The organism is Klebsiella sp. OBRC7 (assembly GCF_000293135.1).
Taxonomy (GTDB): domain Bacteria; phylum Pseudomonadota; class Gammaproteobacteria; order Enterobacterales; family Enterobacteriaceae; genus Klebsiella; species Klebsiella michiganensis.
The window spans coordinates 137,481-151,908 of record NZ_ALNJ01000064.1 but is presented as its reverse complement, the minus strand read 5'-3'; the positions used below and the strand labels follow the sequence as shown (position 1 = coordinate 151,908).

Here is a 14,428-nt window from a genome sequence, read left to right as displayed (position 1 = left end):
GGCTCCTGCGGGAGCCTTTTTTAAGGGTATTTATGAGCGCTATTTTCAAATTACAACCTAACCCTGTATTTAAAACTGATGTTGCTATTCCTCGTGCCGGTGAAGAAGACGGAGTGCTGAATTTTACGTTTAAGCATCGGCCAATAAAAGAACTGGCAGAGCTGGAAGATATTGACGAAAAAACGGTCTGTGATTTCTTACTGGAGATCGTCGACGGCTGGGCATTATCTGAACCCTGTACGCGAGAAAATATAGGCGTGCTGGTAGATAACTATCCGGGGGCCGTTAAAGCAATAATGGCTACTTATTATCAGGAGCTGACGGGAAATCGCGAAAAAAACTGATTGCGGTTGCCTCTGCATTCTATACGCCTGAACCATCAGCGGATGAGCTAAGCGCATTCGGTCTGACAGCCGAAGACTATGACGATGTTGTCATCAACGTCTGGCCCGATATCTGGCCTGCGTTTGTGGTCTTTCGCGCGGCCAGCACGCAGTGGCGCACCAGTCCAGGAGGGGTTATCGGGCTGGACTACAGTGTCCTCGCATGGCTCATGAAGGTTTATGATATAGCTGATGAGGTAACCGCAATAAACGATATTCAGGTAATGGAACGGGTGGCCTTGAATATCCTGAATAAACTACAGAACTAGCCTGGGTTTTAGCAGAAGTATGTTCACATTATTAATCAATGTAAACCAGATAAGTAGTTGGTTTATTCTTTCAGGAGATAATCAATGGCGGGTGATACAACAATGACACTGCGCATGAATAACAGTGAACTGGAAAAAAGCAATCAGCTTCTGGATAAATATCAACAGAAAGTAACTGTCGCTAGCCGTAAAAGTGAAGAGTTTAATAAGACTTTTCGTGCCGCAACAGATATCCAGAAAAAGCATACGGATGGCCTGAAAAGGTTAATGCAGACGTTACCCCTTCCTCCAGCCAGAATGGGGCCCATACTTCAGGATATGGTAAAGAAATCTGAGGATGAGACCTACAATATAACGTCAGGCTCTAAAAGTTACTGGGATTCACTGGCAGGAATGGGTAGCCCTCCAAAAGAAGAACTGGGTAATACACCAAAAGTTTTTCGCCCAGGCGCAAATATGGAAGAGCGTTCTAACGATGATACGGAAAAAGGGGGGAAGAGCGATTGGCTCGGCGGTTTAATGGCAGGAGCTAAAGAGGCGTGGGATAAATTTCTTAAGGATGGAGAAAACGTTCATGGCAAGCTTAAGGATTTAGCTAAAGACGCTTTTAGCTCAATGGGAAACTCGCTGGTGGAATATATAACCACAGGAAAGGCGAATTTTAGTGATTTCCTGATGACCTTTCTGAAAGGGACGCTGAAGATGCTTAGCCAATTATTGTTGGTAAAAGCCATGCAGGCTTCCTTTAACGCGATGTCGAATTCTGGCATTGGCTGGGTAGCATCCATCGGTAAAGTTTTCACGGGCCACTCCGATGGCGGCTATACCGGAGACGGGGGTAAATATGAGCCGAGAGGGATTGTTCATGGCGGCGAATTTGTTTTTACCAAAGAGGCGACCTCGGCGATAGGGATTGGCAACCTTTACGCCATGATGCGCGGTGCGCAGGGGTATGCGGGCGGCGGCTATGTGGGAACGGCATCAATGCAGGGACTGGGTTCTTCAGGCGCAGGGCCACTGACCATTCAGACCTCAGTACTTATTCAGAATCAGGGCTCAGAACCGCAGGCGGCCGACAATAACGGCGCGTTAAATCGTGCCTGGCAGCAGACGATAGACCGTTCCGTTCGCGCTGGCGTGGCAAATGAATTGAGGCCTGGTGGCCTTATCTGGAATGCAAACCACGCACGTTAATTTTTTGATTCCCGGAGAAGATATGGCAATAGAAACCTTTACCTGGCGAACGCAAATACAAGCGGGTTTGCAGGGGGATTTTAATTTCACCGTTCGCGAGGCTCGTTTTGGCGACGGATATCAGCAGATCGTCGGCGATGGTCTACATTTTGAAAAACAAAGCTGGCCAGTGACCTTGACCGGAGAAAAGGAAGAGATATTAGCCGTGCTTGAATTTATGCGGCGTCATGTAACGAAGTCGTTTATCTGGGATACTCCTGCGGGGGAATCCGGGCTTTATCGTGTTAGCGCCGATTCACTAAAACTTTCGCCATTATCGAGTCAGATAATGACGGTAACCGCCACATTTAACCAGGCATATGCACCATGATTACAGCTGATTATCAAAAACTTGAACCCGGGAGTGAAATACGTTTACTGGAAATTGATGGCAGCGTCTTTGGCATGGATGATGTCTTATATTTCCACGGGCACAGTATCGCCCATAGCGAAGCTGAAATCCGGGCTGCTGGAGGGGACGAAACGCGTTTGCCTGCAAAATCCATTTGGTGGCAGGGCAATGAATATATGCCATGGCCTTGTATTATTGACGGGATTGAATCTTCTACCAGCGGTCGGGATGCGCAACCATCGCTGAAGGTGGCAAATATTGATGCTTCGATTACCGCGCTGTGCTTGTATTACGATGACCTGGTTCAGGCGAAAGTCACCATTCACGATACGCTGGCAAAATATCTCGACGCACGTAATTTCCCTGAAGGTAATGCGAGAGCCGACCCCACGCAGGAAAAACGAAAAGTCTTCTTTATTGATGCCAAAAGTGAGGAGACCAATGAAGCGATTGAGTTCACTCTTGCCAGTCCAATGGATTTGCAAGGAATAATGATCCCAACGCGTCAGCTGCATTCTATCTGTACCTGGTGTATCAGGAATAAATACCGCAGCGGCGATGGTTGTGATTATACAGGCCAGCGATATTTTGATAACAATAATACACCTGTTACCGATCCGGCGCTGGATGTTTGTAACGGCACTTTGTCGGCCTGTAAATTACGCTTTGGTGAAGACAATGAGCTGCCTTTTGGTGGTTTTCCCGGTACGTCTTTAATTCGGAGTTAACATGCGCCAGAAAGTTATCAGGGCTATTCAGGTGCATGCTCAGGAGCAATATCCTCGAGAATGCTGCGGTGCGATTGCCCAAAGGGGGCGGGTAGAGCGCTATTTCCCCTGTCGTAATATTGCCGATGCCCCCCAGGAGCATTTTGTTCTTGCGCCGGAGGATTATGCACGGGTAGAGGATTGGGGCACTGTAACGGGGATCGTCCACAGTCACCCCGACGCGACGACCCAGCCAAGCGAACTGGATAAGGCTCAGTGTGACGCGATGTTGTTACCCTGGCATATTTTCAGCTGGCCGGAAGGCGATTTTCGTACCATTTATCCGCGAGGAGAATTGCCGCTGCTGGAACGCCCGTTCGTGCTTGGCCATTATGATTGCTGGGGACTGGTAATGAGCTATTTTCGCCAGCAGCATAATGTTGAGTTGACGGATTATCGTGTGGATTATCCGTGGTGGGAAGATGGCTACCCTGATAACTTTTATCATGATTGTTGGTATGAATGTGGCTTTCGCGAGTTTGATGGCCCGCCGCAGCCGGGAGATATGATTATCATGCAGGTACAGGCAAATAAGTGGAATCATGCGGGTATTCTCCTTGAGGGAAATATGCTGCTGCATCACCTGTATGGTCATTTAAGCCAGCGAGTGCCGTATGGGGGATACTGGCAGGAAAGAACGGTGAAAGTGTTGCGCTATCATATTAATGATAATGCGCTGACTAATGAAAAAATCTGAAAGACGTTGGAATTTTAAATCACCCGATATGAAATGCGTTAGCAAGTGAATGTGATTCAACATCAGAGGGCTGGACTTACTCTCGAGTCAACTCAGTGTGCGATATTATCAATGGCGGAACAGATGCTTATGAATTATTCATAATGTCTGCTGCAGATGGAGTATTTATGCAAGAACATATGGTCAGAATAGAGTTGGGCGGTATTCTTGGTAAGGAATTTGGCAAATCTCATTGTCGGATGGTGGCAACAGCGTCTGAAGCGATAAGGGCATTATGTTGTACTATCAATGGATTTGAAAAATTCATGAACAACAGCAAAGCTATGGGATTAACCTATGCTATATTTAAAGGAAAGAAAAATATTAGCGAGGATGATATTCCTTTCCCCATCAACGATAAGGTAATACGAATTGTTCCTGTCGTTATTGGTAGTAAAAAAGCTGGCGTACTACAGACGATATTAGGTGTCGCATTAATCGCTGTCGCTTCAATAGCCACTATGGGCGCTGGCGGCATATTCGCCGCCATTGCTGCCGGTTCTGGCTGGGGAAGCGCTGCAATGCTGGGAGGATCATTAGTACTTGGAGGTGTTCTTCAAATGCTCTCTCCTCAGGTTCCAGGCTTAGCCAGCCAACAGTCTCCTGAAAATAAAGCTTCCTACGCTTTTGGTGGTGTAACAAATACCACCGCTCAAGGATATCCAGTGCCATTGCTGTATGGAAAACGACTTATCGGCGGCGCAATTATTTCGGCTGGGATTTATGTAGAAGATCAGCAGTAATAACCAGCTTCTCTCATTTCTGACCACCTACGAGGTGGTTTTTTTATGGACAAGATATCTATGACACAGCACCTCATTAAAGGTTGTAAGGGCGGGAGTTCAAGCCCGCGTACGCCAACGGAACAGCCTGATGATTTACAGTCTGTTGCGAAAGCAAAAATTCTCATTGCGCTGGGCGAGGGTGAATTTGCCGGTGCGCTTACCGCAAAAGATATTTACCTTGATGGTACGCCGCTGGAAAATTCCGACGGCTCGCAAAATTTTAGCGGCGTCGCCTGGGAGTTTCGACCGGGAACTCAGGCACAGAATTACATTCAGGGGATCCCCGGTTCAGAAAATGAAATTAACGTAGGAGTGGAGGTCTCCAGCAAAACGGCCTGGTCCCGCTCTTTTAGTAATACTCAGCTTTCCGCCGTCCGCCTGCGCTTAAAATGGCCATCTTTATTGAAACAGGAAGATAATGGCGATCTGGTAGGGAACGCCGTCAGCTATGCCGTTGATTTGCAAACCGATGGTGGTAGCTGGCAGACGGTGCTTGAGAGTGCGGTAAGCGGAAAGACCACTTCCGGCTATGAACGATGCCACCGCATTGATCTACCCCGGGCGACGATGGGTTGGGTTTTGCGCCTGCGTAAGGTCACGGAAGACGCAAATACCTCAAAAACTGGCGATGTTATGATGCTGCAAAGTTATGCTGAGGTGCTTGATGCAAAACTACGCTATCCCAACACGGCCCTGCTTTACGTTGAATTTGACTCTCGTCAGTTTAATGGCTCTATTCCAAAAATTGCCTGCAGTCCTCGCGGGCGGGTGATCCGCGTTCCTGATAACTATGACCCGGAGACCCGCCAATATTCAGGCATCTGGACCGGAGCATTTAAATGGGCGTGGACGGATAACCCGGCCTGGATTTTTTACGATCTGATCGTCAGCGATCGCTTTGGCCTGGGGAATCGTCTTACCTCAGAAAATATTGATAAATGGACGTTGTATCAGGTAGCACGATATTGCGATGAACCCGTCCCCGATGGTAAAGGTGGGGAGGGTACCGAGCCGCGCTATTTATGTAACGTCTATGTTCAGGATCGCAACGATGCCTATACGGTGTTACGCGATTTTGCGGCCATTTTCCGTGGCATGACCTGCTGGAGCGGCGATCGGGTGATTGCTCTGGCGGATATGCCTCGTGATATTGATTACACCTATACCAGGGCTAACGTCATCAATGGTCGTTTTCACTATGCCAGCAGCAGTAGCAAAACGCGCTATACCAACGCGCTCGTCTCATGGTCTGATCCAGAGAATGAGTATGCGGATGCGATGGAGCCGGTTTTTGAGCAGCCGCTGGTCGCCCGCTATGGATTTAATCAGCTTGAACTTACGGCAATTGGCTGTACCCGTCAGTCGGAGGCCAACCGTAAAGGGCGTTGGGGAATTCTGACCAACAATAAAGATCGCGTAGTGAGTTTTTCAGTCGGACTGGACGGTAATATTCCACAACCCGGTTATATCATTGCGGTGGCGGACGAAATGCTGGCGGGAAAAGTCAACGGTGGCCGTACCCGCGAAGTGGATGGCTGCGTTATTACGCTCGATCGTAAAACGGAAGCGAAAGCCGGGGACCGTCTGTTATTGAACCTGCCATCGGGGGGGACGCAAGGCCGAACCATTGAGAGCGTCGATGGACACGTCGTCACCGTCACCGCTGAATATGCCGAAAGACCAGAGCCGGAATGCGTATGGGCCATTGAGTCTGACTCTCTGAGGGTCCAGCAATATCGTGTTGTGGGGGTTAAAGATAATAACGATAGTACCTTTACAATTTCCGCAGCCGCTCACGATCCGGATAAATACGCCAGGATTGATTCCGGTGCGATTATTGATAGCCGACCAATCAGCGTTATTCCTCCAGGGAAGCAAAGCGCGCCAGCTAATATCGTTGTTGAGTCTTATTCCGTGGTTAATCAGGGGATTAGCGTTGAAACGCTGCAGGTTCACTGGACGGCAGTAAAGAATGCCATTGCTTATGAAGCACAGTGGCGCCGCAATGAAGGCAACTGGATAAACGTGCCCCGGAGTTCCGTTGCATCGTTTGATGTCAGCGGAATTTATGCCGGCCGATATATCGTAAGGGTGCGCGCTATCAATGCCGCGGAAGTGTCGAGCGGCTGGGCATATTCGCAAGAGAAAACGCTGACCGGCAAAATCGGCCTGCCTTCGGCACCTGTTTCGCTGACCACAACATCCCTTCTGCATGGCGTTCAACTAAACTGGGCGTTCCCGGAGGGAAGTGGCGATACGCAAAAAACCGAGCTGCAGTACAGCCCAAATCCAACCGGCAACGGCGCGATGGCGCTTTCTGACGTAACGTATCCGGGAAACTCGTATCAGCAGATGGGCCTGCAGATTGCGGCGACGTTCTGGTACCGGGCACGCATTGTCGATCGCCTTGGTAACGAAAGTCCGTGGACCGTCTGGGTGCAGGGGATAGCGGAACGCCGGGTTACGATCTGTATATTGACGATATTGTCATTACGGATATAACGGATGCTCAGGCTGTGCAGACTACAGCCGATGCCACAGCTTCTGCCGTTGATTCTCTGACGACGAAAGTCAGCCAGCAGGACAATAACATCAGTAGCATTGGGAACCGGACTACTGTACTGGAAAATGGTTTGTCTGTGACGAACGCCAGTGTTAACAAAAAGGCGGATGCCAACACGGTTCAGACATTGCAGAATACGGTGACGCAGCAGGGAAAAGACCTATCCAGTCAGGGGAACGCCATCACTTCCCTGAATAACATGGTAAGCAGCGTTAAAGATGATATTTCGAAAAAAGCCGATACTGCCGCAGTGTTTGCACTGACCAACCGCGTGACTGAGACAGAGCAGAGTATCCGCAGTAATAGTGATGCGGTGACTTCCCTGAGCAGCTCTTTGAGCCAGCAGGCGCGACGTGGGGCAAATGTTCTGCCTGATGGCACATGGGAGAGCTACCCCGTTGGTTACAATGTGGCGAATAACCGCGTGTTGGTGACATCCGATGAGGCTTACAGCGGCGCGAAGTGTATCCGCCTCATTCGGGCGAATGACTACAATGCTACCGCCACCGACAACAATGATTGCCATATTTTCGCCGGCCTGCAGATCCGTGATGGAGCAACATATTACGTTGAGTTTCGTGTGAAGCCGGATCCGAAAGGAACAGCTATGGCCGATAACGTGCAATTGTCGGTGGGTTTTTCGCTGCAGGACATGAGCGGTAGTTGGTCCTGGCCTGCACTGACGAAAGCGAAGAAAGATCTTGTTGCTGAAGGCTGGACGAAGGTCTCCGGGTATTTGACCAATAACCGGACCAGTATTAAACAAGCGATGGTACGTCTCTCGGTACCTAATGTGTCAACGGTGAAAGCGGGTAACGCCTTTCTGATAGACGATTTGTTTATCACCGAGGTGACTGATGCGAAAGCAGCTCTTGATGCCGCCGATGCGAATGCGCTGGCTATCATGAACCTGAAAACAACCGTGACGCAGAACGGCGAGGATATTACCTCTCAAGGTAGCAGCATCACGAAGCTGACGAATGACCTGGCTATCACTAATGGCAATGTGAATAAAAAGGCTGACGCAACGGCTCTGCAGACGCTACAGAATACAGTCACGCAGCAGGGGAAAGAGGCCGCTTCACAGGGGACAGCGCTGACGAGTCTGGAAAATAGCCTGAACGGCCTGTCAGTGGGCGGAGCCAACCTTATTCGACATTCTGATACGCTCGACGGATGGAGCAGCAGATCTCCTTCAGAAACCTACCAGGGGGCGAGTGTAGCCTGGACCCGTCTGGTGAAGGGAACCGGGGGGTATGTCCAGCTGGATGAGCAAACTCTGGATGTGACGGGGAAAACCGAGTTCATCTATAGTTTTTATGCGAAAGGGGCTTATGCAGCACAAGAAATGACTGCATATTTTTATAACCCATCAAATACTTCCCGGATTGAAACAAACCAGGGATACAAAAGCTCAGCCGGGGATGGTGCAGCACAGTTTACCCTTACCACCTCATGGCAGCGTTACTGGGTTCGTTGGGTTATTCCGGCCACAGCGGGCACAAAGCGTTTGATCCCAGCCCGTTTGCAGCATGCACCATCCGCGGATAAAGAGGTCTGGCTCTGCCGTCCAAAACTGGAAACAGGCAACGTTGTGACTGACTGGACGCCCAATAATGACGATATTGCTGCAGAGATCCAGGCTAATGCTGGAGCAGTCCAGAACCTGTCCACGCGAGTGACAACCGCGGAGGGGAAAATTACTTCTTCGGGCACAGCGATAACTAGGCTACAGAACGATCTTGCGCTTACACAAGCTGATGTATCGAAAAAAGCCGATACTACCTCCTTGCAAACGGTACAGAACTCCGTCACACAGCAGGACAAAGATATTACGGCAGCGAATAGTGCTATAACTAAACTGACCAGTGACCTTTCGACGACGAACGCCAACGTCAGCAAGAAAGCAGATGCAAGCGCGCTGCAGACGCTGCAGAACACAATCACGCAGCAGGGGGAGACGTTGACCACTCAGGGCAGCGCGATCGTCTCGCTGGAAAACTCACTGAATGCGCTGGATGTGGGTGGGGCGAACCAGATCCCCGATTCCGGCAGTCTGGTCAGATATGGCAACGTGAGTACGGATAAATATAACGGAAACGGCGTGATGGCCTTCACGCTGAAAGCCGGAGCAGCATACCGTGACCTTATCAGTATCAACCTGTCCGCGCCGGTGGACGGAACCGAGTACGTTCTGAGTTTTTACGCGAAGGCGGCGATAAACGGGCAGAAGGTCCGGAGCCATTTCTACAGCCCGAACAGCACGAAAAAGGCGGTGAGCAGCCAGGGGAACACGTTTACCAATTCAGATGGACTGTGTGATTTCACTCTGACAACGGAATGGCAGCGTTACTGGGTGAAATGGACGCAGGGTGCGGGTACTGGCAGCAAAAAGCTGATTGTTGCGCGTATTCAGCAGGGGTCGACAGACCAGACGGTGTACCTGAGTTCCCCGAAGTTTGAGCGGGGGAATGTGCCGACGGCGTGGAGTGAAGCGCCGGAGGATAACGCCAGCGCGGCGGCAGTGAGCGCTCTGACATCGCGCGTAGATTCCGCGGAGGGTGTTCTGACCAGCCAGGGGCAGTTGCTGACGAGCCTGCAGAACGGACTGACGACAGCTGACCAGAACATCGGAAAGAAAGCGGACAGCAGCGCCGTGAACACGCTGACAAACCGGGTCAGCCAGGTGGAAAACACGCTGACCACGCAGTCAGAAAGCATCACCTCGCTGTCCGGGAACATCAGTACGCTGCGCAATCAGGTCTCCAACCCGTGGTTTGATGGTTCGCTGGAAAGCTATGCGGATGGTCAGCAGATAAGCGGCAGCGGGGCAATCGTGACCACGGCGCAGAAATTTAACGGCAGCAGGAGCCTGAGGCTGCGCCGTGAGGCGAATAACGGCGGCAACAGCGACAAGCAGATAGGGCCATGGTCGAGTATCCGCGAGAATGCCGTGTACAGTGTTGAGTTGTGGGCAATGATGCCGGCAGACCAGTCCCCGTCGACGGGCTGGCAGACGATAGTCGGCATTCAGGGTCAGAATGCGGCAGGGCAGAACAGCTGGCAGGGGGCGGTTACCATAACGGAAAGTGGCCTGGGCGAACGTGGGAAGTGGGTGAAGTTCAGTGGCAAGGCGTTGATGAACGGAACCGGCAGGACGCGCGGTGTGGTATGGATTTCCACACGCGGAGCGACGGGTAGCGGAACGCCGGGTTACGATCTGTATATTGACGATATTGTCATTACGGATGTGACCGATGCTCAGACAGCACTGGATGTAGCTGATGCCAGTACCACAGCTGTCAGCGGACTGACTACCCGCGTAACGAATGCTGAGACTAAAATCACGGCACACAGCCAGCAAATAACCAGTCTGCAGAGCTCCCTTAGTGGTAAAGCTGATGCTGGAGCACTCAATACATTGTCCAGTCGGGTGACCAGTGCTGAAGGTAAAATTGAATCGACAGCAAGTGGCCTGACCAGCCTGAACAGTACCGTCGGCAGTCTGTCATCTACCGTACAGGCCCAAGGACAGACTCTGTCGGATACAAACGGCAAGGTTAACTCGACATACTCCATTAAGGTTGAAACAAATAACGGTAAGAAGGTTGGCGCGGGGATCGTGTTAGGGAGTGACGGCTCCACCAGTGACATGATCCTCTATGCAGACCGCTTTTCACTGTTTAACCGCAACAGCAAAGCCGCCGTGCCGGTGATGATTGCGGAAGGTAACGATCTGTATATTGATTCGGCGCGAATTAAAAACGGCACGATTGATATTGCCAAAATCACAGATCGGCTTTCCTCTACTAATTATGTGGCCGGATGGAGAGGCTGGAGTATTACCAAGAGCGGAAGTAGTGAATTCAATAACGTTGTGGTTCGCGGTGAAATACAGGCTGATACAGGTACTTTAAATAATGTAGTTATTAATGAGAGTTGTAATATCCTGGGTACCGTAAGGGCTAACAAGATTATTGGAGACGTTGGCTCGTGGGCAATCAATATTGCTCAGCACCGCTCCCGTCGAATTGCGAAAGCACAATGGGCCTGGTTCGATTTGCTTGCTGTTGATCGCCAGCCGTTCGAGCAACGAGTGCAGCTTTTAGGAGCGCTTCGCCAGGACGACTCAATTAATATTACGGGTGGAGGTAAATTAACGGCAGGCATGGAGTACAAGAGTTATGAAGGTGGCTCGTTGAGTATGGGTAAACTAGGGTACTGTATTCTTATGCTGGGTACCGGTGATACTTCAGGTGGTGGTCCCATGACCTGTGCGCTCTCTATTGATGGCGTTTTATATAAGCAGGAAAATGGGAGTATGGAAATTCAGTCAATGGACTTCATCGTTCCGCCAGGTACCGGCCAGACTGTTGTGCGCTATGGGTACTATCTGGACAGAAACGGTGGTATGACGGGCGTAATCTTGTCACGTTTTCACGCGTTTGTTATGCGTAACTCAAATATTATTCGAGGCGTTTCAAGTGATTAAAAGGCTGAGCCATGTCCTAAGTCAGAGATTTCCCAGACCACGGATTGCGCCGTGAGTTAAATTTAACAGCCTGAAATACAAACCGAAACGGCGCCCTCATCATGGATGACATAGTGGGGGCGCTTTGCGTTCTGAAACTAAGGATGTATAAAAGGAGACAAAAAATTTGCTAATAAATGTTAATGCAGCGCATAAATACGTACTTCGCCTCTCGACGCGGCGCGCTGAGCTGCCTATTATCCTTAGGCTTGTTCATTTTAAGATGTATCTGAGGGGAGAGAAGATGCGAGCTGCGTTTTTAGTGGGATGTGCTGCGCTGTTACTGTCGGCGTGTAGTAGCAATGATGAACCTGTTCAGCAGGCAACGGCGGCACACGTGTCGCCGGGAATGCGTGCCGCGATGAGCAGCTCCGGCCAGGCAAACTGCGCCATGGTTGGCGGCTCGTTATCGGTCGCCCGCCAGCTTGATGGCTCCGCTATCGGCATGTGCGCATTGCCGAACGGCAAGCGCTGCAGCGAGCAGGCGCTGGCAGGCGGAAGCTGCGGTAACTATTAATTCATCAGGTCGGCGAGCTTATACACCAGCGTCTGGTCGGCGGTCGCCAGCGTTAGCTGCGTTTCCGTCAGGTCGACCTGCGCGCCTTCGCGCAGCATTTTGCTCAGCGTGGCGTCCAGCGCGTTCAGCTGCGAGTCCGTGCAGAGCATGCGGGTCATCGCCAGCTGTTCAACCTTCAGCTCGCCATCCGAGACTTTGCCCGTGCCGCTGAAGCGGTTGCACATATTACCTGAAACAGACATCTTGCCCGTAATGGGCATCTTTTCGCCGAAGCTCAACTCCTGCGGCTTATCCGCGGCATTCAGCGGCTGCCCATTAACGCTGGTCAGCACAAAACGGTGATGCTGAAGCTGTTCCGCTCTGGTTGACACCTTGCTGTTATAAACGCAGCCCGATAGCAACATTCCCGCCGCCAGCAGCGCAGCAAACTTGTTCATTTAGTCTCCATAAATATTTATCGTATTAATAAATGAAGGGAATTGTAACTTTATCGCAGGCGATTACTGTGGGGATTATCTGAATGTGCCCCCCGCAGAGGAGGAGCACAAAAGGGAAAGGAATATCAGACCAGCGCGTTAGGGCAGGTTTCGCCAGCATCCACCAGACGCAGGTTGTCGAGGGTGGTTTGTGAAATGCTGATCAGCGCTTCCGCGGTCAGAAACGCCTGGTGACCGGTAAAAAGGACGTTATGGCAGGCGGAGAGACGGCGGAACACATCATCCTGAATCACGTCATTAGACTTATCTTCAAAGAACAGATCGCGTTCGTTCTCATACACGTCCATCCCCAGCGCACCAATTTTCTGATGCTTCAGGGCGTCGATCGCTGCCTGCGAATCGATGAGCGCGCCGCGGCTGGTGTTGATGATCATCACCCCGTCTTTCATGCGATCGAACGCGGCATGGTTCAGCAAATGGTAGTTTTCATCGGTCAGCGGGCAGTGCAGAGAGATAACGTCAGACTCCCGGTACAGGGTTTCAAGATCGACATACTCCACGCCCATATCCAGCGCGGCGGCGCTTGGGTAGGGATCAAACGCCAGCAGACGCATACCGAAGCCTTTCAGAATGCGCAGCGCGGCGACGCCGATTTTACCGGTGCCGATAACGCCGGCGGTTTTACCGTGCATGGTGAAACCGGTTAGTCCTTCAAGGGAGAAGTTCGCGTCGCGGGTGCGCTGATAGGCGCGATGAATACGGCGGTTCAGCGACATCATCATGCCGATCGCGTGCTCTGCGACCGCTTCCGGCGAGTAGGCCGGGACGCGCACCACGCGCAGGCCCAGCTCTTTCGCAGCATCGAGATCAACGTTGTTGAACCCCGCGCAGCGCAGCGCGATGTACTTCACGCCGTGGGCTTTCAGTTCTTCAAGTACCGGGCGGCTACCGTCATCGTTTACGAAGATGCACACTGCTTCACAGCCGTTGGCGGTTTTGGCGGTTTTTTCGGTTAGCAGGAAGTCAAAAAATTCCAGTTCAAAGCCGTATGCATCATTGACGTGCTGCAGATACTTCTTGTCGTACTGTTTCGTACTGTATACAGCGATTTTCATAAGACTTTTCTCCAGTGATAATACCGTCACGGTAGCATAATTAAAATAATCTTACAAATGTTAAAAACTAGTTTAATCAGCAGGTTATAGTATTAATTCTAGAGCATATCGTAGAGTTAAGAAATCTCTTTAAAAGACAATACGTTTCATTAAAAGTTGAGGCTCAGCGCCCCTGGCGCCAGCAGGACCAGCGGCCAGAGTAAACCTGAACTGACGTTAGCGAGCTGAAACTGCCAGAGAGAGGTCCCGCTGGCGCCGGTGACCAGCGGTACGGTGGCGCGCAGCGGAGAGAGAAAGCGGCTAAAAAAGACCGCCCACGCGCCGTGGCGGCGCAGGAACAGCTGGCCGCGAGCGAGGCGTTCGGCATTAAGCCAGCGGATACGATGCAGATGGTGCCGGTAGCGGTAGCCCGTCAGCCACGAGAGCCAGAATCCGCCGATGGCGCCGAGGCTGGCGCTCATCCACATTAACAAAAAATGGCCGACGCTGGCCGATGCCAGGGTGCCGAACAGCAGCAGTCCGGAGGTGCCGGGGATCAGCAGCGAGATAACGGCGCAAGATTTCGTGAACGTCAGTAGGAAAACCATCAGCAATACCAATGAATAGCGGCTCTGAGCGTATTCCATCAGCGAGATAATTAAGTCCACAGCACCATCCGTTTACGTTCGCAGGTGTGGACCAGTGTCGCAGGCGAAAACTAAACCCCGGTTAAATAGCCGGCTGGTGAATCACATGGCGAC

At 51.2% G+C, this 14,428-nt stretch carries 11 protein-coding genes and 2 pseudogenes; 10 read left to right on the top strand and 3 right to left on the bottom strand.

The features are described 5' to 3' along the window. Window positions 1-32 precede the first annotated feature (32 nt). From HMPREF1144_RS13385 to HMPREF1144_RS13345, 10 genes and pseudogenes are all read left to right on the top strand, one after another. A complete protein-coding gene (locus HMPREF1144_RS13385) occupies window positions 33-344 on the top strand; it encodes a phage tail assembly chaperone (RefSeq protein WP_009652990.1) in 312 nt (103 codons plus the stop codon). Next, on the top strand, window positions 341-652 hold the full coding sequence (locus HMPREF1144_RS13380; protein WP_316420963.1) for a DUF1799 domain-containing protein: 312 nt from the start codon (window positions 341-343) through the stop codon (window positions 650-652). The genes HMPREF1144_RS13385 and HMPREF1144_RS13380 overlap by 4 nt, the downstream gene beginning before the upstream one ends. 84 nt (window positions 653-736) lie before the next feature. Further along, window positions 737-1,846, top strand: a complete 1,110-nt coding sequence (locus tag HMPREF1144_RS13375) for a phage tail tape measure protein (RefSeq protein WP_009652987.1) — start codon at window positions 737-739, stop codon at window positions 1,844-1,846. A gap of 22 nt (window positions 1,847-1,868) precedes the next feature. Beyond that, window positions 1,869-2,216, top strand: coding sequence for a phage tail protein (locus HMPREF1144_RS13370; protein ID WP_025107966.1), 348 nt, complete (start codon window positions 1,869-1,871; stop codon window positions 2,214-2,216). Then, window positions 2,213-2,965 (top strand): phage minor tail protein L, encoded by a 753-nt coding sequence (locus HMPREF1144_RS13365; protein WP_009652968.1) that lies wholly within the window; start codon window positions 2,213-2,215, stop codon window positions 2,963-2,965. Before HMPREF1144_RS13370 ends, HMPREF1144_RS13365 begins: the two co-directional genes overlap by 4 nt. Window position 2,966: 1 nt before the next feature. Further along, window positions 2,967-3,701 (top strand): C40 family peptidase, encoded by a 735-nt coding sequence (locus HMPREF1144_RS13360; protein WP_004850353.1) that lies wholly within the window; start codon window positions 2,967-2,969, stop codon window positions 3,699-3,701. A gap of 167 nt (window positions 3,702-3,868) precedes the next feature. Further along, complete coding sequence (locus HMPREF1144_RS13355) at window positions 3,869-4,483, top strand: tail assembly protein (protein ID WP_042927680.1); 615 nt, start codon at window positions 3,869-3,871, stop codon at window positions 4,481-4,483. 60 nt (window positions 4,484-4,543) lie between these two features. Then, window positions 4,544-6,976: pseudogene (locus tag HMPREF1144_RS33640) on the top strand (host specificity protein J); the annotation flags it as partial. Between the two features lie 215 nt (window positions 6,977-7,191). Then, window positions 7,192-11,580 (top strand): annotated as a pseudogene (locus tag HMPREF1144_RS32985) (phage tail tip protein); the annotation flags it as partial. Window positions 11,581-11,863: 283 nt separating this feature from the next. Next, a complete protein-coding gene (locus HMPREF1144_RS13345; RefSeq protein WP_004101621.1) occupies window positions 11,864-12,136 on the top strand; it encodes a DUF333 domain-containing protein in 273 nt (90 codons plus the stop codon). Here HMPREF1144_RS13345 and hslJ read toward each other — a convergent pair. From hslJ to HMPREF1144_RS13330, 3 genes are all read right to left on the bottom strand, one after another. Next, window positions 12,133-12,573, bottom strand: coding sequence for a heat shock protein HslJ (gene hslJ / locus HMPREF1144_RS13340; RefSeq protein ID WP_004850367.1), 441 nt, complete (start codon window positions 12,571-12,573; stop codon window positions 12,133-12,135). The genes HMPREF1144_RS13345 and hslJ overlap by 4 nt on opposite strands. A 125-nt stretch (window positions 12,574-12,698) precedes the next feature. After that, a complete protein-coding gene (locus HMPREF1144_RS13335) occupies window positions 12,699-13,688 on the bottom strand; it encodes a 2-hydroxyacid dehydrogenase (protein ID WP_009653064.1) in 990 nt (329 codons plus the stop codon). A 149-nt stretch (window positions 13,689-13,837) separates the two neighbouring features. Next, entirely contained in the window at window positions 13,838-14,335 is a 498-nt protein-coding gene (locus HMPREF1144_RS13330) for a DedA family protein (RefSeq protein ID WP_004850371.1), read from the bottom strand. Window positions 14,336-14,428: the final 93 nt, after the last annotated feature.

Coding starts and splice junctions, on each gene's coding strand:
- HMPREF1144_RS13370 (WP_025107966.1), top strand. CDS start 1,869: ATGGCAATAGAAACCTTTACCTGGCGAACGCAAATACAAGCGGGTTTG.
- HMPREF1144_RS13365 (WP_009652968.1), top strand. CDS start 2,213: ATGATTACAGCTGATTATCAAAAACTTGAACCCGGGAGTGAAATACGT.
- HMPREF1144_RS13335 (WP_009653064.1), bottom strand. CDS start 13,688: ATGAAAATCGCTGTATACAGTACGAAACAGTACGACAAGAAGTATCTG.
- HMPREF1144_RS13385 (WP_009652990.1), top strand. CDS start 33: ATGAGCGCTATTTTCAAATTACAACCTAACCCTGTATTTAAAACTGAT.
- HMPREF1144_RS13345 (WP_004101621.1), top strand. CDS start 11,864: ATGCGAGCTGCGTTTTTAGTGGGATGTGCTGCGCTGTTACTGTCGGCG.
- HMPREF1144_RS13355 (WP_042927680.1), top strand. CDS start 3,869: ATGCAAGAACATATGGTCAGAATAGAGTTGGGCGGTATTCTTGGTAAG.
- HMPREF1144_RS13360 (WP_004850353.1), top strand. CDS start 2,967: ATGCGCCAGAAAGTTATCAGGGCTATTCAGGTGCATGCTCAGGAGCAA.
- hslJ (WP_004850367.1), bottom strand. CDS start 12,573: ATGAACAAGTTTGCTGCGCTGCTGGCGGCGGGAATGTTGCTATCGGGC.
- HMPREF1144_RS13375 (WP_009652987.1), top strand. CDS start 737: ATGGCGGGTGATACAACAATGACACTGCGCATGAATAACAGTGAACTG.